Annotated in this window: 18 protein-coding genes; 8 read left to right on the top strand and 10 right to left on the bottom strand. The window is 71.1% G+C overall.

Features of this window, described 5'->3' with window-relative positions:
- Nucleotides 1-21 precede the first annotated feature (21 nt).
- Nucleotides 22-723, bottom strand: a complete 702-nt coding sequence (trhA, locus tag GEV26_RS13325) for a PAQR family membrane homeostasis protein TrhA (protein ID WP_153653788.1) — start codon at nt 721-723, stop codon at nt 22-24.
- Nucleotides 724-799: 76 nt separating this feature from the next.
- On the opposite strand from trhA, the gene GEV26_RS13320 reads away from it, so the two are divergent.
- The 7 genes from GEV26_RS13320 to GEV26_RS13290 all read left to right on the top strand — a co-directional run bounded on the left by GEV26_RS13320 (nt 800) and on the right by GEV26_RS13290 (nt 8,759).
- A complete protein-coding gene (locus GEV26_RS13320; protein WP_153653786.1) occupies nt 800-1,561 on the top strand; it encodes an isoprenyl transferase in 762 nt (253 codons plus the stop codon).
- Nucleotides 1,562-1,854: 293 nt separating this feature from the next.
- Nucleotides 1,855-3,183, top strand: coding sequence for an RNA 5'-3' helicase PhoH2 (locus GEV26_RS13315; protein WP_153653784.1), 1,329 nt, complete (start codon nt 1,855-1,857; stop codon nt 3,181-3,183).
- 84 nt (nt 3,184-3,267) lie between these two features.
- On the top strand, nt 3,268-4,473 hold the full coding sequence (locus GEV26_RS13310) for an extracellular solute-binding protein (RefSeq protein WP_153653782.1): 1,206 nt from the start codon (nt 3,268-3,270) through the stop codon (nt 4,471-4,473).
- Nucleotides 4,470-5,291: a carbohydrate ABC transporter permease gene (locus GEV26_RS13305; RefSeq protein WP_153653781.1), complete on the top strand. Its 822-nt coding sequence runs from the start codon at nt 4,470-4,472 to the stop codon at nt 5,289-5,291. The genes GEV26_RS13310 and GEV26_RS13305 overlap by 4 nt, the downstream gene beginning before the upstream one ends.
- Nucleotides 5,288-6,268, top strand: coding sequence for a carbohydrate ABC transporter permease (locus GEV26_RS13300; RefSeq protein WP_153653779.1), 981 nt, complete (start codon nt 5,288-5,290; stop codon nt 6,266-6,268). Before GEV26_RS13305 ends, GEV26_RS13300 begins: the two co-directional genes overlap by 4 nt.
- Nucleotides 6,265-7,428 (top strand): ABC transporter ATP-binding protein, encoded by a 1,164-nt coding sequence (locus tag GEV26_RS13295; RefSeq protein ID WP_153653777.1) that lies wholly within the window; start codon nt 6,265-6,267, stop codon nt 7,426-7,428. The genes GEV26_RS13300 and GEV26_RS13295 overlap by 4 nt, the downstream gene beginning before the upstream one ends.
- Nucleotides 7,428-8,759 (top strand): DUF2079 domain-containing protein, encoded by a 1,332-nt coding sequence (locus GEV26_RS13290; protein WP_243839055.1) that lies wholly within the window; start codon nt 7,428-7,430, stop codon nt 8,757-8,759. The genes GEV26_RS13295 and GEV26_RS13290 overlap by 1 nt, the downstream gene beginning before the upstream one ends.
- 129 nt (nt 8,760-8,888) lie before the next feature.
- On the opposite strand, the gene GEV26_RS13285 is transcribed toward GEV26_RS13290, so the two are convergent.
- On the bottom strand, nt 8,889-10,274 hold the full coding sequence (locus tag GEV26_RS13285; RefSeq protein ID WP_153653773.1) for a class II fumarate hydratase: 1,386 nt from the start codon (nt 10,272-10,274) through the stop codon (nt 8,889-8,891).
- On the bottom strand, nt 10,271-10,912 hold the full coding sequence (locus GEV26_RS13280; RefSeq protein WP_153653771.1) for a spermidine synthase: 642 nt from the start codon (nt 10,910-10,912) through the stop codon (nt 10,271-10,273). The genes GEV26_RS13285 and GEV26_RS13280 overlap by 4 nt, the downstream gene beginning before the upstream one ends.
- Before the next feature lie 34 nt (nt 10,913-10,946).
- On the opposite strand from GEV26_RS13280, the gene GEV26_RS13275 reads away from it, so the two are divergent.
- Nucleotides 10,947-11,360, top strand: coding sequence for a DUF6314 family protein (locus tag GEV26_RS13275; protein ID WP_153653770.1), 414 nt, complete (start codon nt 10,947-10,949; stop codon nt 11,358-11,360).
- 10 nt (nt 11,361-11,370) lie between these two features.
- On the opposite strand, the gene GEV26_RS13270 is transcribed toward GEV26_RS13275, so the two are convergent.
- From GEV26_RS13270 to glpX, 7 genes are read right to left on the bottom strand one after another with little or no spacing between them, the layout of a single operon-like run.
- The gene (locus tag GEV26_RS13270; protein WP_153653768.1) at nt 11,371-12,417 is read right to left on the bottom strand and encodes a sulfate/molybdate ABC transporter ATP-binding protein; all 1,047 of its coding nucleotides are present in this window, start codon (nt 12,415-12,417) and stop codon (nt 11,371-11,373) included.
- Nucleotides 12,414-13,208, bottom strand: coding sequence for an ABC transporter permease (locus tag GEV26_RS13265; RefSeq protein ID WP_153653766.1), 795 nt, complete (start codon nt 13,206-13,208; stop codon nt 12,414-12,416). Before GEV26_RS13265 ends, GEV26_RS13270 begins: the two co-directional genes overlap by 4 nt.
- Nucleotide 13,209: 1 nt before the next feature.
- Nucleotides 13,210-13,959, bottom strand: a complete 750-nt coding sequence (modA, locus tag GEV26_RS13260; protein WP_153653765.1) for a molybdate ABC transporter substrate-binding protein — start codon at nt 13,957-13,959, stop codon at nt 13,210-13,212.
- On the bottom strand, nt 13,956-14,360 hold the full coding sequence (locus tag GEV26_RS13255; protein WP_153653763.1) for a TOBE domain-containing protein: 405 nt from the start codon (nt 14,358-14,360) through the stop codon (nt 13,956-13,958). The genes modA and GEV26_RS13255 overlap by 4 nt, the downstream gene beginning before the upstream one ends.
- A gap of 34 nt (nt 14,361-14,394) precedes the next feature.
- Complete coding sequence (locus tag GEV26_RS13250) at nt 14,395-15,039, bottom strand: FMN-binding negative transcriptional regulator (RefSeq protein WP_153653761.1); 645 nt, start codon at nt 15,037-15,039, stop codon at nt 14,395-14,397.
- Complete coding sequence (locus GEV26_RS13245; RefSeq protein ID WP_153653759.1) at nt 15,036-15,962, bottom strand: alpha/beta fold hydrolase; 927 nt, start codon at nt 15,960-15,962, stop codon at nt 15,036-15,038. Before GEV26_RS13245 ends, GEV26_RS13250 begins: the two co-directional genes overlap by 4 nt.
- Nucleotides 15,963-15,979: 17 nt before the next feature.
- Nucleotides 15,980-16,987, bottom strand: coding sequence for a class II fructose-bisphosphatase (glpX, locus tag GEV26_RS13240; protein WP_153653757.1), 1,008 nt, complete (start codon nt 16,985-16,987; stop codon nt 15,980-15,982).
- Nucleotides 16,988-17,035: the final 48 nt, after the last annotated feature.

Here is a 17,035-nt window from a genome sequence, read left to right as displayed (position 1 = left end):
AAATCTGGGCGGGGCGACGGGTCAGCGCTGCTGGTACGCCAGCATGCTGACGCCGATGTAGTGCACGATGAACGCCGCGATCGTGAACGCGTGGAAGACCTCGTGGAAGCCGAAGTAGCGCGGTGACGGGTTGGGCCACTTGAAGCCGTAGACGATCGCGCCCAGCGTGTAGAGGACGCCGCCGCCGACCAGCATCGTCATGACCGCCGTGGACGAGTTCGCCACGAACTCGTCGAAGTAGAGCACCGCTGCCCAGCCCAGCAGGAGGTACAGCGGGACGTACAGCCAGCGTGGCGCGTCGATCCAGAAGAGCTTGAACACCACGCCCAGCAGGGCCCCGCCCCACACGAGGGACAGCATGATGATCCAGTGCTGCCGGCTGAGCAGCAGCAGGGAGAACGGCGTGTAGGACCCAGCGATGAGCAAGAAGATGTTGGCGTGGTCGAAGCGCTTCCAGAAGCCGCGGACCCGATCGGACCACGTGCCGCGGTGGTAGACCGCGCTCACGCCGAACAGCATCATCGAGCTCACCATGAAGACCGCGACACCGGCACGGACGCGGATGTCGTCCGCGATCACGAGCATCACGATGAAGGCGAAGAAGGCCAGCGGGAGCGTCACCGCATGGAGCCATCCGCGCAGCTTCGGCTTGATGTCGTCGACGGTGTCACGGAGCCGGTCGCTCGCCTCGTGGACGGTGCTCTCGTGCTCCATGTTGACCATGCATCAAGAATATTGCACGGGTGGAAGCCGACCGCCGCGCGACCGTGCCACATGTGGTGGGCGTTACCCTCAGATCATGGGAGTCAGCGATCTCGCGTACGGCGTTTACGAACGGCGTCTCGCCAAACAGCTCGATCCGGCCAAGCTCCCGCACCACGTCGGAGCCATCGTCGACGGCAACCGGCGTTGGGCGAAGTCGGCCGGCGGCCGGTTCGAGGACGGCTACCAGGCGGGTGCCAACAAGATCGCGGAGTTCGCCGAGTGGTGCGACGAGCTGGGCGTCGAGATCGTCACGCTGTGGGTGCTGTCGACCGACAACCTGCAGCGCTCGCCCGAGGAGCTCGCGAGCATCCTCGAGGCCGTCGAAGGGCTGATGGAGCGGCTCGCCGCCGAGCAGCGCTGGCCCATCTCCGTCATCGGCAACCTCGACCTGCTGCCGTCCGAGTCGGCCGCTCGGATGAAGCATCTGGCCGAGTCGACCGTCGGCGTGCAGGGCATGCGGGTCAACATCTGCGTCGGCTACGGCGGACGCCAGGAGCTCACCGACGCGATGCGCTCGCTGCTGCTCGACCAGGCCGCCAAGGGGCGCTCCCTCGAGGAGGTCGCCGGGACGCTGGTCGTCGACGACATCGCCGAGCACCTCTACACCAAGGGGCAGCCCGATCCCGATCTCGTGATCCGTACGTCGGGGGAGCAGCGGCTGTCCGGCTTCCTGCTGTGGCAGAGCGTCCACTCGGAGTTCTACTTCTGCGACGCCCTGTGGCCGGCCTTCCGCCACGTCGACTTCCTGCGGGCCATGCGCTCGTACGCCCTGCGCCAGCGCCGCTTCGGCGCCTGACCCACCGCCGACGAGTCACGCACGACCGCCGACGAGTCACGCACGGACGCCGACGAGTCACGTACGGATCCCGTAGGTGACTCGCGAGCGTCCGTACGTGACTCGTCACGTGCCGTGCGTGACTCGTCAGCGTTAACGCGGACGTCATGTGGGATTCAGCGTGTCGTGCCGCGAATCGGTGCCCCGCAGACCTAGCGTTCGAGATGTGTTGACGCTCGCGCTTGAGCCCGGATACCCCACCCACGAGTAGGGGCCGGCGCAGGCGCGCGCGGGCCCCGCCAGAGGAGACAGCTGTGGCCGCACCGCGCACGACGAGCAAGAGCCCGAGCTCCACCCGCCGCACGTACGTCCTGGACACGAGCGTCCTGCTGGCAGACCCCGGCGCCGTCAACCGTTTCCACGAGCACGAGGTCGTCATCCCCGTCGTCGTCATCACCGAGCTGGAGGGCAAGCGGCACGATCCCGAGCTCGGCTACTTCGCGCGCAGCGCCCTGCGCTTCCTCGACGACCTGCGGGTCGAGCACGGCACGCTCGACGTCCCCCTGCCGATCGGCGACGAGGGCGGCACGATCCGCGTCGAGCTCAACCACACCGACCCGTCCTCGCTGCCGTCCGGCTTCCGGCTCGGCGACAACGACACCCGCATCCTGTCCGTCGCCCGCAACCTGGCCAACGAGGGCCTCGACGTCACGATCGTGTCGAAGGACCTGCCGATGCGGGTCAAGGCCTCGGCCGTCGGGCTGGTCGCCGAGGAGTACCGCGCCGAGCTCGCGCTCGACTCGGGCTGGACCGGCATGCGTGAGCTCGAGATCGACAGCCTCGACCTCGACACGCTGTACGACTCAGGGACGGTTGACCTCCCCGAGGCGCGTGAGCTGCCGTGCCACACCGGCCTCGTCCTGGTGTCCGACAAGGGCAGCGGCCTCGGCCGGGTCACCGCGGACAAGACGGTCCAGCTGGTCCGGGGCGACCGCGATGCGTTCGGCATCCACGGGCGCTCGGCCGAGCAGCGGATCGCGCTGGACCTCCTGCTTGACCCCGACATCGGCATCGTGTCCCTCGGCGGCCGCGCCGGCACCGGCAAGTCCGCGCTCGCGCTGTGCGCAGGCCTCGAGGCGACGATGGAGCGCGGGCTGCACAAGAAGGTCGTGATCTTCCGGCCGCTGTACGCCGTGGGGGGCCAGGAGCTCGGCTACCTGCCCGGCAGCGAGTCCGAGAAGATGGGCCCCTGGGGCCAGGCCGTCTTCGACACGCTCGGCGCGGTCACGTCCCCTGCGGTCATCGACGAGATCCTGGACCGCGGGATGCTCGAGGTGCTCCCGCTCACGCACATCCGGGGACGCTCGCTGCACGACTCGTACGTCATCGTGGACGAGGCCCAGTCGCTCGAGCGCAACGTCCTGCTGACGGTGCTGTCGCGCATCGGCGCCAACTCCAAGGTCGTCCTGACCCACGACGTCGCCCAGCGCGACAACCTGCGGGTCGGCCGCCACGACGGCGTCGTCGCGGTCGTCGAGAAGCTCAAGGGGCACCCGTTGTTCGCCCATGTGACCCTGACCCGGTCCGAGCGCTCGCCGGTCGCGGCGCTGGTCACCGAGATGCTGGAGGACCTGACGCTCTGACGCCGGGGGGAGAGCCCCCCTTTGTGGCACAGTGGCGTCGTGAACGGACAGGGGACACGTTTCGCGCAGTGCGCCGCTGCCGTCATGACGGCCTGTCTCCTGGCGTCGTGCGGTACGTCCGAGGCCCCGGCCGGCGACGCGCCCACACTGTCGTGGCACGTCGGCCCCGACCGGGTGGACGCGCCGGCGCTGGCGGCGACGTGCAACGCCGAGGCCGAGGGCGCGTACCGGATCGAGGTCGAGCAGCTGCCCGACGACGTCACGGCACGGCACGACCTGCTGGTGCGCCGGCTCCGCGCCGGCGACGACACGATCGACCTGCTGAGCCTGGACTCGTCGTTCACCGCGGAGTTCGCCGCCGCCGGCTTCCTCGAGCCCGTCCCGGACGATCTGGTCGGCCCGCTGAGCGAGGGCGTCGCGCGGCCTGCGCTCGACGCCGCGACGTACGACGACCGGCTCGTGGTCGCGCCCTGGCTGCTCGACCCGCAGGTGCTGTGGTTCCGCGGCAACGTGGCCGAGCGCGCGGGGCTCGACCCCGGCAAGCCCATCAGCTGGGACGACCTCGTGGCGGGCGCCCAGCGTCTCGGCGTGAGCATCCAGGTGCAGGACCGCGACGGCAGCGGGCTGTCGGAGTGGGTCAACGCGCTGGTGGCCGGTGCCGGCGGCCGGATCGTCTCGGGCCAGGGTCGGGACGACACCGAGGTCGCGCTGTCCGGGGACGCCGGTCGCGCCGCCGCGTCGACCATCGAGCTCTACCACGAGGCCCAGGTCGGTCCGGGCCCGTCCAAGGACGCCCTGTCGGCGTTCGCGGCGCCCGGAGGGGGGTTCCTGCTCGCCTCCGCGTCCGCGATCGCCGACCCGGCGGTGGCATCGGTCTCGGCCGACATGGTCGCTGCGGCGTACCCGACCGTCGCCGACACCAGCGTCGCTCCACTGGCCGGGGTGGGCCTCGCCGTCCCCCGGAACGCCACGCAGCCGAGCCGGTCGTACGACGCGATCCGGTGCCTCACCTCGCCCAAGCAGCTGACGACCCTGATGACCCAGGCCCAGCACGGCGCGAGCCGCCTCGCGACGTACGACGACAAGGCGGTCGCAGCCGCCTACCCGCAGGGGGACGTCGCCCGCGCGGCGGTCAAGACCGGCGCGATCGTCCCGGCGACCCCTGCCTGGACGCAGATCCGCCGGGCAATCGACGAGACGTGGGCCCCGACCGCTGACGTGACGCAGGACGCGACCCCCGACGCCTCGCAGGCCGCGGTCGAGGCCGTTGTCGAGGGCAGGCTGCGATGAGGGGCTGGCGGTGGCTCGCGCCCGCGATCCTGGTGCTGCTCGTGGTGACGGTGTGGCCGATCGCGCGCCTCGTGTGGACCTCGCTGCACACCCAGCCGCTGACCCACCCGGACGATCGGTCGTTCGTCGGCCTCGACACGTACGTCGACGTGCTGACCACCCGCTCGTGGTGGATCGCCGTTGCCGCGACGCTCGCGATCGTGGCGGCAGCAGTGCTGCTCCAGCTCGTGCTCGGCCTGGCCTTCGCCGCCGCGATCCGGCGTCTGACGCTGCTGTGGCCCGTCACCCGCGTCCTCGTGCTGCTGCCGTTCACGATGCTGTCCGTCGTCTCGGCGGTGATGTGGCGCGACGCGGTGACCACCGGGTTCGCGGCCGCCTGGTTCGACCTCGACGACGTCGGTGCGACCGGCCAGCTCGTCGCGGTCGTGCTCGGTGAGGTCTGGCGGGGCACCGGCATCACGGCGGTGATCCTGCTGGCGGGTCTCCTGCGCGTCTCGACGTCGCTGATGGCGTCGGCCGTCGCGGACGGGGCCACGGCGTGGCAGCGCTTCCGCCTCGTCGTGCTGCCCGCGATGGCCCCCGCGCTCGCGGTCGCCACGACCTATCGCGCGCTCGACGCCCTGCGCATGCTCGAGGGCCCGCTGCTCGTCGACGACCCGCGCGCCGACGTGCGCACGGTGCCGGCCCTGGTCTGGGATGCGACGTTCTCACGCTTCGAGCTCGGCCTCGGCGCCGCGACGTCCGTGCTCCTGCTGCTGTTCGCGGCCGTGCTCGCCGCGGTGCTCGTGCCGCTGACGCGGGTCAGGAGGGTCGTGTGACCGCCTCGGTGAGGTCCCGGCTGATCGCGTCCGCGGTGGCGTTCGCGCTCGGGTTCGGACTCGGCAACTACGGCATCCTCATGGTCGCGAGACCCGATCTGTGGCTGTGGATCGTCGTCTCGCTCGCGTTCATGGCGACGGGCGCGGCGGGCGTGATGTTCGCCGACACGAGCCGGGACGTGTCGTTCTGGGCCGTGCTGGGCCTGGAGGTCCTGGTGGTGCTGACGGTCGTCCCGCTGCTGTGGACGTTCACGGTCGCGACCGCACCAGCGGGGACCGCGCCGCAGGCGTTGTGGCCGCAGGACGTCACGTGGCGCGCGTTCGACGGCGCGATCAAATCCGACATCCTGCAGGACGCCGCACTGACCTCGCTGCTCGTCTCCGGGCTCGCCACCCTCATCGCGATGCCGCTGGCCGTCGCCGCGGCGTACGGCTTCGTGCGCGTGCCCGCGCGGGGCAAGCGCCTCGCGTACGGCTTGGTGGTCGCGGTGCTGCTCATGCCGGTCGTGGCCCTCGCCGGGGCGTACACCGACCTGCTCGACGCGTTCGACGTCTACGGGTCGCGGCTCGCGCTGGTGCCGCCGACGCTCGTGCTCACCCTGCCCCTGGCGATCTGGCTCAGCGTCACGGTGCTGCGGGACGTCCCGTGGACGCTGCTGGACGCGGTCCGGGCCGACGGCGCGACCCCACGCCAGGTGCTGCGGCACTTCGCGGCGCCCGCGCTGCTGCCGGGGCTGGCGGTGGTCGCGCTGCTCGTGTTCGTGGCCGGCTGCAACGACGCGGTCCTCGGCGTGGCGCTGTCGCCCGACGAGCGCACCGCGCCGCTGCCCGCGACGCTGCTGCTCGCGACGGGACAGGTCGCGGACTCCAGCTCCGTGATCGCCGCGGCGGGACTGCTGTGGATGCTGCCCGCGATCGTCCTGCTCCTGCTGTTCCCGCGCCGGATCAACCATCTCCTCGGAAGGTCCTATCGATGAGCTCGATCGAAGTCCGCCACCTCACCACGGCCGGCCGCGCGGGGAGCCGTCCGCTGCTGGACGACATCTCCCTTCACGTGCCGGACGGCACGACCCTGGCCATCGCGGGGCCCCGTGGCGGCGGCAAGTCGCTGCTGCTGCGGACGCTGGCGGGGCTCGAGGACCACACGTCGGGGGACGTCCTGGTGGGCGACACCGTCGTCAACACGGTCGGACCCCGCGGGCGCGATCTCGCGATGGTGTTCCAGGACCACGCGCTGCACCCGCACCTCGACGTCTTCGACAATCTCGCGTTCTCGTCCCTGCTGCGCCGCGGCTTCGACAAGGACGAGCTCTCCGACCGGATCCACGAGGTCGCCGACTTCCTCGCCCTCGGCGACCTGCTCGAGCTCAAGCCCGCCGATCTCGACGACGCCCAGGCCCAGCGGGTCGCGCTCGGCCGCTCGTTGGTGCGGGACGCGCAGGCGTACCTGTTCGACTCGCCGTTCTCGGCCCAGTCCGAGCGGGTGCGTACGCACGTCAGGTCGGTCACGACCCAGTGGCAGCAGGAGCGCGGGCGCACCTCGATCTTCACCACCAGCAGCGTCGAGGAGGCGCTGAGCACGGCCGACCGCGTCGCGGTGATGCACCAGGGATTCATCCACCAGGTCGGGACGCCGCGCGAGCTGTACGAGCGTCCAGCCGACATGTTCGTCGCGGGCTACCTCGGCTCGCCGCCGATGAACCTCGTCCCGGCGTTCCCCATGGGCCGCGAGCTCGTGATGCCGCTGGCCACGATGGCGCTCGACGACGCCCTGCTCGAGCGCATCGGCGACCGCGGTGTCGTGGTCGCGGGCATCCGGCCCGAGCACTGCCACGACGCGACGGGCCCCGGCGGGCAGGCGGTCACCGAGCGCGTCGAGCTCACCGCCCGGATCGACGACGTCGAGTGGCGGGGCAGATCGCAGTTCGCGTACCTCGGCTACGAGATCGCACCGGAGGTCGAGGACCTGCTCGAGGAGGTCGAGGACCTGCTGGAGTTCGATCTGTTCCAGAGCTTCCTCGTGGCCGAGCTGGCCGCGGACAGCACGCTGGAGCCGGGCATGTCGATCAGCGTGGTCATCCCGCGGCACCGGGTGCACGTGTTCGATCCCGAGACGGGTGAGAACCTGACTCTGTGATGATCGCCACTCGCGTCCAGCGCGCTCTCGCCGCCGCCCTGGCACTGGTGTGCGCGGTCGTCTACGGTGCGCTCACCCTGATCCGGTTCCACCGCTTCGCGATCAACTCGTACGACAACGCGATCTTCGAGCAGGTCATCAAGAGCTATGCGAGTCTCAGCGCGCCCGTCGCGGACGTCAAGGGGCCCGGCTACCACATCTTCGGCGACCACTTCTCGCCGGTGACGGCACTGATCGCACCGTTCTACCGGATGTTCCCCTCCGCGCGGACCGTGCTGCTCGCGCAGGTCGTGCTCATCGCGATCTCGATCTACGTCATCGCGGTGCTGGCGATGCGGCGGATCGGGACGGCCGTCGGCCTGGTGATCGGGGTCCTCTACGGATTCTCCTTCGGCCTCCAGTCGGCCGTGGAGGTGAACTTCCACGAGGTCGCGTTCGCCGCACCCCTCCTCGCGCTGGCCGGCGCCGCGTACGTCGACCGGCGCTACGACCGGGTCGTGTGGTGGTCACTGCCGTTGCTGCTGGTCAAGGAGGACCTCGGCCTGACCGTCGCGGTCATCGGCGCGGTGCTCTGGCTCGCGGGTGAACGTCGCCGGGGCGTGCTCCTGGCCGTGGGGGGCGTGGTGTTCTCCGCGGCCGTGGTGCTGCTGCTCATCCCGGCGTTCAACAGCTCGGGGGAGTACACGCACTCCACGCTAGGGGAGCGGGGGATGCTCACGACCCTGTTCGACCAGGTCGACCGCAAGGCCGCCACGGCGCTGCTCACCGTGGCGATCACCGGGCTCGCGGCCCTCGCCTCGCCCTGGGTCCTGCTGGTCGTGCCGACGCTGGTGGGGCGGTTCGTCAACGACGTGCCCTATTACTGGGGCACCGACTACCACTACTCGCTGGTGCTGATGCCGATCGTCTTCATCGCGATGATCGATGCGATCGTGCGGCGGCCGGTGCTGCGGTGGGCGACGCTCGGGGGCGTCGTCGTGAGCGGGTTCATGATGATCAACTCGCCGGTCGCGGTCCTGGTCGACCCCCAGACGTACGAGGACCCGCCCCGGGCCCAGAGTGCCCGGCTCGTGATGTCGCTCGTGCCGAAGGGGGCGACGGTGGAGGGCGACATCGGTCTGCTGAGCCACCTGGTCACCGATCACACCGTCTACTGGATCGGGTCGATCGGCGACGGTGACGCCGACGTCAAGCCCGAGTACGTCCTGTTCGACGTGGCCGCGGGCATCGGCTCACCCGACGACGTCGTGGCGTACGCCGAGAGGGCCCACGGCGGCACGTACGACCTCATCTACGACAACAACGGCTACAAGCTCGCCCAACGACGCTGAGGCGCGCCTCCCGTCCGCTGAGGCGCGCCCGCGGTCCGGCGAGGCGCGCCCCAACCCACCCCTCAACGGACGGGAGGCTCCCGTCGGCGGACGGGAGCCTCCCCTCAGCGTTGGGGGTTGGGGGTGGGGTCAGGGGTGGGTCATGCTCATGACGTCGAGGGCCTGGTCGAGGTCGGCCTCGGAGATGTCGCCGCGCTCGACGTAGCCGGACTCGATGACGACCTGGCGGATCGTCTTCTTCTCCTTGACCGCCTGCTTGGCGATCTTGGCGGCGTTCTCGTAGCCGATGTGACGGTTGAGCGGCGTGACCACCGACGGCGAGGACTCGGCGAGCTCGAGGCAGCGCTCCTCGTTGGCCGTGATCCCGTCGATGCAGCGGTCGGCCAGCACGCGCGAGGCGTTGCCGAGCAGGCGCATCGACTCCAGGATGTTGCGGCCGATGACCGGCAGCATGACGTTGAGCTCGAACGAGCCCGACGCTCCCGCGGTCGCGATCGTGGCGTCATTGCCGATGACCTGCGCGGCGACCATGAGCGTCGCCTCGGGCAGCACCGGGTTGACCTTGCCGGGCATGATGCTCGAGCCGGGCTGCAGATCGGGCAGCGCGATCTCGCCGAGGCCCGTGCGGGGGCCCGAGCCCATCCAGCGCAGGTCGTTGCAGATCTTGGTCAGGCTGACCGCGATCGTGCGCAGCTGGCCGGACATCTCGACCAATCCGTCGCGGGCGCTCTGCGCCTCGAAGTGGTCGACCGCCTCGGTGATCGGCAGGCCGGTGTTGGCGGCGAGGATCTCGATCACGCGCTGCGGGAAGCCGATCGGGGTGTTGATGCCCGTGCCGACCGCGGTGCCGCCGAGCGGGACCTCGGCGGTGTGCGGCAGCGCCGACTGGACGCGCTCGATGCCGCGGCGGATCTGCGCGGCGTAACCGCCGAACTCCTGCCCGAGGGTCACCGGGGTGGCGTCCATCAGGTGGGTGCGGCCGGACTTCACGACGGACGCGAACTCGGTCGCCTTCGCCTCGAGCGACGTCGCGAGGTGGTCGAGCGCGGGGATCAGCTCGTTGGTCGCGGACGCGGTCGCGGCGACGTGGATCGACGTCGGGAAGACGTCGTTGGACGACTGCGAGGCGTTGACGTGGTCGTTGGGGTGCACGTCCTTGCCGAGGGCCTTGGTCGCGAGGGTCGCGATGACCTCGTTGGTGTTCATGTTGCTGGACGTGCCCGAGCCGGTCTGGAAGACGTCGATCGGGAAGTGCGCGTCGTGCGCGCCGGTCGCGACCTCGTCGGCGGCCGCGATGATCGCGTCGGCGATGTCCTGGTCGAGGATGCCGAGCTCGGCGTTGGCCTTCGCGCAGGCGGCCTTGATCTGCGCCAGGGCGCGGATCTGGGCGGACTCGATGGGGGTGCCGGAGATCGGGAAGTTCTCGACGGCTCGCTGGGTCTGGGCGCGCCAGAGGGCGTCGGCGGGGACGCGGACCTCGCCCATGGTGTCGTGCTCGATGCGGTATTCGGTCATGCCCGCACGATAGCGCTGTCCCGCGGCCGCGACCCCGTGAGGATCCAGTAGTGCTCGTCCCGGTCCTGCAGCCGGACGGGGATGCCTCGCGCATCGACCTGCTCGAAGACCCGGCCGAGGGTGTCCAGCAGTGCCGGGGCGCGGTCCATCGACCAGATGCACACGTGACCGTCCGGGCGCAGCCGCTCGGCGCAGACCTGCAGGAAGGGCGACTCGTAGACACCGGAGTTCGTGTCGTGCACGAGGAAGCCGGGACCGTTGTCGACGTCCAGGACGATCGCGTCGAGAGTGGTGGGTGCCTGGTCCGCGACCACCGCGCGTACGTCGTCCAGGACGAGCTCGGTGCGGGGGTCCGCGAGCAGATCGGCTCCCGGCAGCGTCCCGTCACGCATCCAGCCGGCGATCTCGGGCTGCAGCTCGGCGACGACGACCCGGCGTACGTCCGCGGACGCCAGCAGCTCGCGCAGGGTGTGGCCGAGCCCGAGCCCGCCGACGAGGACGTCGGCCGCTCCCAGGTCGAGCACGATGCGGGCCAGCTCCCGCTCGGACGACGTCTCCACGTCGTCCATCACGAAGACCCCGTTGACCCGCAGCTCGGTTGCGCCGTCGTCGCGGCGACGCCAGGTTGCACCGCTCATGCCGCCACGATAACCGCCGTCCTAGGGTGGACCCGTGCCTCATCCCGCCGCCCCGACCTCGCTCATCGGCGCCTGGACCATGTCCCGCACGATCGACGACCGGCTGAAGGCCGAGCAGTCGACGGTCGAGGGCACGACCGAGCTCGCGCTGGGCGCGGACGGCCGGGTCCGCTGGAGCGAGCAGGGCAGCCTGCGAACCGGCGAGCTCGTGCTGGCCGTCAGCCGGGTGCTGTTCGTCGAGCTGCGGGACGGCGAGTGGTTCGTGACGTTCGAGGACGGCCGCGACTTCCACCCGTGGGCGCCGGGCGACGAGGTCGTCCACCCCTGCGCCGCCGACACGTACGTCGGTCGCGTCGAGGTCGTCGACCCCGACCGGTGGACCGTCAGATGGGACGTCACCGGGCCGGTCAAGGACTACACGATGCGCACCACCCTGACCCGCGCCTGAAGGTCATCGGTCAGGCCGCGTAGATCGACACCTCGCTGGCCTTGACCGCGAGGAACACGGGCGTCCCCGGCGCCAGGTCGAGCTCGGCCACGACGGGGGCGGTGACCTCGGCGCTTACCTCGTCGGTCCGCACCCGCACCTGGGAGCCGTGCGGCTCGAGCTCGCGCACCGTGGTCGCGAACACGTTGCGGGGGCTGCCGCCGGGTGCCTCCCGGTGGACGCCGACCGCGCTGGGGCTGAACACCGCGACCGCCGGGGCCCGCTCGGGCACGGGGTCGTCGCCGTGGAGGCCCGCGACCAGCAGTCCGCTGGGAGTGCGCACGCCGCCGTGCTCGACGACGCCGCGGGCCAGGTTGAGCCCCGCGATGCCGGCCGCGAACGTGCTGCGCGGGCGGGTCAGCACGTCCCGCGTCGGCCCGGACTCCACGACGCGGCCGCCCTCCATGACGACCACCCGGTCCGCGAGCAGCAGTGCGTCGAGGACGTCGTGCGTGACGATCACGGCGCTGCGCCCGGCCAGCACCCGCTTGAGCACCTGACGCATCGCCGGCACGACCGTGACGTCGAGGGCGGCCATGGGCTCGTCGAGCAGCAGCAGGCGCGGCTCGGCCGCGAGCGCCCGGGCGATCGCGACGCGCTGGGCCTGTCCTCCGGACAGCTGGGCCGGGCGCCGGTCCGCGAGGTCGGAGGCGTCGACCTCGCCGAGCCAGGTACGTGCGAGGGTGCGCGCCTGCGACCGCGAGCGGCCCACGCTGCGCGGTCCGAACGCGACGTTGTCGAGCACCGTGAGGTGCGGGAACAGCAGCGGGTCCTGGGCCAGCAGCGCGGTGCCGCGGAGGTGGGGCGGTCGCCAGGTGCCCGCGGCGACGTCGAACAGACAGGTCTCGCCCAGTGTTGCTGCGCCCTCGTCGGGGCGCAGGATGCCGGCGATCGCGGCCAGGAGGGTGGACTTGCCGGAGCCGTTGGGGCCGAGCACCGCGACGGTCTCGCCGCTCGCGACGTCCAGGCTCACGCGGACGTCGCGGGCCGCGACGGCGGCATCGAGGTGCAGGCTCACGTCGCCGCGCCCCGTCCACCGCGCACGAGCCCGATCACGAGCACCGCCACGACGACCAGCAGCAGCGACAGGGCGACGGCGGCGTCCGGGTCGCTCTCGCGCTGCAGGTAGATCTCCAGCGGCAAGGTGCGGGTCACGCCCTCGAGGCTGCCCGCGAACGTGATCGTGGCCCCGAACTCGCCCAGCGCCCGCGCGAACGACAGCACCGCACCTGCGGCCAGGCCCGGCAGCACGAGCGGCAGGGTGACCCGCCGCAGCACGGTCGTGGGCCGCGCGCCGAGGGTCGCGGCGACGACCTCGTACTGCTGTCCGGCGGTGCGCAGCGTGCCCTCCAGGCTGACGACCATGAACGGCAGCGACACGAAGGTCTGGGCGATCACGACCGCGGTGGTGGAGAACGCGATCTGCCAGCCGAGGACGTCGAGGGTCTCGCCGAGCAGCCCCTTGCGCCCGAACGTGTAGAGCAGCGCGATGCCGCCCACGACCGGAGGCAGCACCAGTGGCAGCAGCACGATCGAGCGCAGCACCGCCTGCCCGCGGAACGTCGTGCGCGCGAGCACCAGCGCCATCGGCACCCCCAGCAGGAGGCACAGCACGGTGCTCGCGGCGGACGTGCGCAGGCTCAGCCACAGCGCGGCCTGCGACGAGTCCGAGCCGATCAGCGAGAAGAAGCTGCCCCACTCGACCCGGGTCGCGAGGGCCACGAGCGGCAGGACGATGAACAGTGCGCCGGCCGCGGCGGGCACGAGCACCCACCGCGGGACGCCGGAGTGCTGAGACGTCAGGGCCATGTCAGCGCGGACCGAACCCGGCGGCGCGCAGCACGTCCTGGCCCGGTCCGGTCGCGACGAAGTCGACGAAGCTCTGCGCGAGGGCGCTCTCGTCGCTGCGCGACAGACTCGCGATCGGATAGGTGCTCACGACCTCGGCAGACTCGGCGAATGGCACTCCGTCCACGGAGTCGCCCGCGGTCTGGACGTCGGTGACGTAGACCAGGCCCGCGTCGGCCTCGCCCGCGGCGACCTTGCTGAGCACGTCGGTCACCGACTGCTCCTCGCTGACCGGCTCGATGTCGATGCTTGCGATCTTCTCCACGCGGTGCGCCGCCGCTCCGCAGGGGACCGCGGGCGCGCACAGCACGACCTGGACATCTCGACCGGCGAGGTCGGCGAGGGAGCGGATGCCCGCGGGGTTGCCCGGCGGTGTCGCGATCTCGAGCCGGTTGGAGCCGATCGAGTCGAGCACCTCGACCAGGCCGTCGTCCTGGGCGCCGCGCATGGTGCGCTCGTCCGCGGTGGCCAGCACGTCGGCAGGCGCACCCTGCTCGACCTGCGCCACCAGATCGGCCGAGCCGGCGAAGCTGAGCCGCACCGTGACGCCCGGGTTCTCGGCCTCGAACTGCTCGGCGATCTCGCTGAACGAGTCCTTGAGGGACGCCGCCGCGAACACCGTCAGCGTGCGGTCGCCCGCCGCGTCCTCGGAGGAGGAGCCGCACGCCGTCAGGCTCGCGAGCAGCAGGGCGACAGCCGCCGGCCACTTCATGCGGACGTCCCGGGCGACTCGATGATGACGTTGGTCGACTTGATGACGGCCACGGCGACCGACCCGGCCTCGAGGCCGAGCTCGTCGACGGCCTCGCTGCTCATGAGCGACACCACGCGGAACGGGCCGCACTGCATCTCGACCTGCGCCATCACGGTGTCGGCCTTGACCGCCGTCACGAGGCCGACGAACCGGTTGCGGGCCGAGCTCGCGGTGCCGGACGGATCGGCCATCGAGCGGGCCTGGTCCTGCGCGAACGCCGCGAGCTCCTTGCCCTCGATGGCCATGCGGCCGCCCGCATCGGGGACGGACGTCAGCGCTCCGCTGCTGACCCACCGCCGCACGGTGTCGTCGCTGACACCGAGGAACCGGGCAGCGTCCGAGATCCGTATGTGCGCCATGATCCTCACCTTAGGGGATCAGGTGCGGAGGTGCTCAGCCTTCGTGATCCGCAGATGCGGAACCGACGTGCTCGGTCCGGGCACGTTCGATCTCGTCCGCCAGGTAGGGCTGGTGGTACGGGCCGGGTGCGCGCAGGTGATCGATCACGGACTGCACCGTGGCCGGGTCCTTGTCCTGGCTCATCTTGACCTTCGCGGTGAAGCGGTCGACCGGGATCCGCAGCCCGACCGTTCCCTTGGCGGCGCGGGCACCCAGCTCCTGGTCGAGCCACGCGGGGTGCTCGACGTGCTGCTCGAAGTGCGCGGTGAGCTGGGTCAGGACGGCGAGGTTCTCCTCCTCGCCGAGCACCTGGGGCGTGCCGTGGCAGTGCACCGTGCTGAAGTCCCACGTCGGGATCCGGCCCGCCGCGGGCGCGTACCAGCTGGGGGAGATGTAGCCGTGCGGCCCCTGGAAGACCAGCAGCACCTCGCTCTCGCCGAGGCCGTGGAGCTGCTCGTCGGGACGACCCACGTGGGTGACGATCGTGAGGCCGTCGGCGTCCTCGTCGAGCAGCATCGGGTAGTGCGAGGCCACCAGGTCGCCGTCGTGGTGGCTGACGATCATGCCCCACGGGTTCTCGGCGATGATCCGCCGCACGACCTGCTCGTCGTCGGTGGCGTACGCCGGGTTGTGCCTCATCGCGCCTCCTCGGTGCCCGACGCCCTCGCGGCGGTGCGGGCGATCGTCTCGATGTACGTCGAGTAGAGCTGGGCCGGCAGGTCGTGCGCCATTCCGGCGATCTCGATGTGCTCCGCGTTCGGGATCGCGTCGGCCGTCGCCTTGCCGCCGGAGCGGTGCACGAGGGGATCGTTCAGGCCGTGGATCACCGCGACCGGGAGATCGAGCCGCCCCAGGGCCCGGGTGCGGTCGGGCTGGGTCAGCACCGCGAGCATCTGGCGGCGGACCCCGCTCGCCGACCACCCCCGGTCGTACGTCTCGTAGGCGCGCTCGAGATCGGTCTGCTCGTCGGACGGGAACCCGGGGGAGCCGATGACCTTCGAGCCCCTGACGGACCTTGCGGCGTACGAGTCGCGGGTCCGCCCGGGGGAGGAGAGCAGGACCGGCAGCACCTTGGGGTGCTGGAGGCCGACCGTGCGCTTTCCGGTCGTCGACATGATCGAGACCAGCGACAAGGCGCGCTCGGGGTGCTCGATCGCGATCGTCTGCGCGATCATGCCGCCCATCGACACGCCGACCAGGTGGGCCCGGTCGATGCCGAGGTGGTCGAGCACGCCGATGCCGTCGTCGGCCATGTCGCTCAGGGTGTACGGAGGCGTGACCCCCGCGGCACCCGGCAGGTTGGCGAAGGCGCGGACGATGTCGGCGCGGCTGACCGGGTGCTGGCGCAGCTTGGTGGACCGGCCGGTGTCGCGGTTGTCGTAGCGGATCACGAAGAAGCCGCGCTCGGCCAGCTGCTCGCAGAACGGGACCGACCACCACCCCATCGGCCCGCCGAGGCCCATGATGAGCAGGACCGCGGGGTCGTCCGGGCTGCCGAACGTCTCGAAGCAGATGTCGATGCCCGAGGGCAGTGAGGCGAAGAGCTCTCCGGACCGCGTCATCTCACCACGGTGACATATCAGTGTTCGTAGTCGATGGCCGAGTAGGCCTGGAGCTTGCCCAGCTGGTGCTCGCTCGTGATCTTGCGGATCGTGCCGCTGCGCGAGCGCATGACCAGTGACTCGGTGTACGCCTTGCCGGCGCCGTAGCGGACGCCGTTCATGAGCTCGCCGTCCGTGATGCCGGTCGCGACGAAGAAGCAGTCGTCGGCGGTGACGAGGTCATTGGTGTGCAGCACCCGGTCGAGGTCGTGGCCGGCGTCGATCGCGCGCTGGCGCTCGTCGTCGTCGATGGGCCACAGCTTGCCCTGGATCGTGCCGCCGATCGCCTTGATCGCGCACGCCGTGATGATGCCCTCGGGCGTGCCGCCGACGCCGACCAGCAGGTCGACCCCGGTGTCGGGACGCGCGGCGGTGATGCCGCCGGCGACGTCGCCGTCGATGATGAACTTGATGCGGGCGCCCGCGGCGCGGATCTCGTCGACCAGGCCCTGGTGGCGGGGACGGTCGAGGACGCAGACCGTGACGTCGCTGTGGGAGATGCCCTTGGCCTTGGCGACCAGGGCGATGTTCTCGGCGACGGGCAGGCGGATGTCGACGACGTCGGCGGCCTCAGGGCCGGCGATGAGCTTCTCCATGTAGAACACGGCGGACGGGTCGTACATCGAGCCGCGCGGTGCGACGGCCATGACCGACACGGCGTTGGGCAGGCTCTTGGCGGTCAGGGTCGTGCCGTCGATGGGGTCGACCGCGACATCGCACGCCGGACCGGTGCCGTCACCGACCTCCTCGCCGTTGAACAGCATGGGGGCCTCGTCCTTCTCGCCCTCGCCGATCACGACGACACCGCTCATCTGCACGGTGTTGATGAGCGAGCGCATCGCGTTGACCGCGACGCCGTCGGCGCCGTTCTTGTCACCACGGCCGACCCACCGGCCGGCGGCCATCGCTCCTGCCTCGGTCACGCGGACCAGGTCGAGGGCGAGGTTACGGTCAGGCGCCTGGGCGGCGGGCTTGAGGCTGTCCACGGGGTCATCGTAGCGGGCCCGGGCCGTGGGGCAGTCGCGTGTGCAGTC

Origin of the sequence: Aeromicrobium yanjiei (assembly GCF_009649075.1) — a bacterium.
Lineage (GTDB): Bacteria > Actinomycetota > Actinomycetes > Propionibacteriales > Nocardioidaceae > Aeromicrobium > Aeromicrobium yanjiei.
The sequence above is the reverse complement of the archived record's forward strand: the minus strand, read 5'-3'. Positions and strand labels throughout refer to the sequence as shown.

Excerpts from the sequence above, each read along its gene's own strand:
- trhA (WP_153653788.1), bottom strand. The coding sequence starts at position 723 with ATGGTCAACATGGAGCACGAGAGCACCGTCCACGAGGCGAGCGACCGG.
- GEV26_RS13320 (WP_153653786.1), top strand. The coding sequence starts at position 800 with ATGGGAGTCAGCGATCTCGCGTACGGCGTTTACGAACGGCGTCTCGCC.
- GEV26_RS13310 (WP_153653782.1), top strand. The coding sequence starts at position 3,268 with ATGACGGCCTGTCTCCTGGCGTCGTGCGGTACGTCCGAGGCCCCGGCC.
- GEV26_RS13305 (WP_153653781.1), top strand. The coding sequence starts at position 4,470 with ATGAGGGGCTGGCGGTGGCTCGCGCCCGCGATCCTGGTGCTGCTCGTG.
- GEV26_RS13295 (WP_153653777.1), top strand. The coding sequence starts at position 6,265 with ATGAGCTCGATCGAAGTCCGCCACCTCACCACGGCCGGCCGCGCGGGG.
- GEV26_RS13290 (WP_243839055.1), top strand. The coding sequence starts at position 7,428 with ATGATCGCCACTCGCGTCCAGCGCGCTCTCGCCGCCGCCCTGGCACTG.
- GEV26_RS13285 (WP_153653773.1), bottom strand. The coding sequence starts at position 10,274 with ATGACCGAATACCGCATCGAGCACGACACCATGGGCGAGGTCCGCGTC.
- GEV26_RS13280 (WP_153653771.1), bottom strand. The coding sequence starts at position 10,912 with ATGAGCGGTGCAACCTGGCGTCGCCGCGACGACGGCGCAACCGAGCTG.
- GEV26_RS13265 (WP_153653766.1), bottom strand. The coding sequence starts at position 13,208 with ATGGCCCTGACGTCTCAGCACTCCGGCGTCCCGCGGTGGGTGCTCGTG.
- modA (WP_153653765.1), bottom strand. The coding sequence starts at position 13,959 with ATGAAGTGGCCGGCGGCTGTCGCCCTGCTGCTCGCGAGCCTGACGGCG.
- GEV26_RS13255 (WP_153653763.1), bottom strand. The coding sequence starts at position 14,360 with ATGGCGCACATACGGATCTCGGACGCTGCCCGGTTCCTCGGTGTCAGC.
- GEV26_RS13250 (WP_153653761.1), bottom strand. The coding sequence starts at position 15,039 with ATGAGGCACAACCCGGCGTACGCCACCGACGACGAGCAGGTCGTGCGG.
- GEV26_RS13245 (WP_153653759.1), bottom strand. The coding sequence starts at position 15,962 with ATGACGCGGTCCGGAGAGCTCTTCGCCTCACTGCCCTCGGGCATCGAC.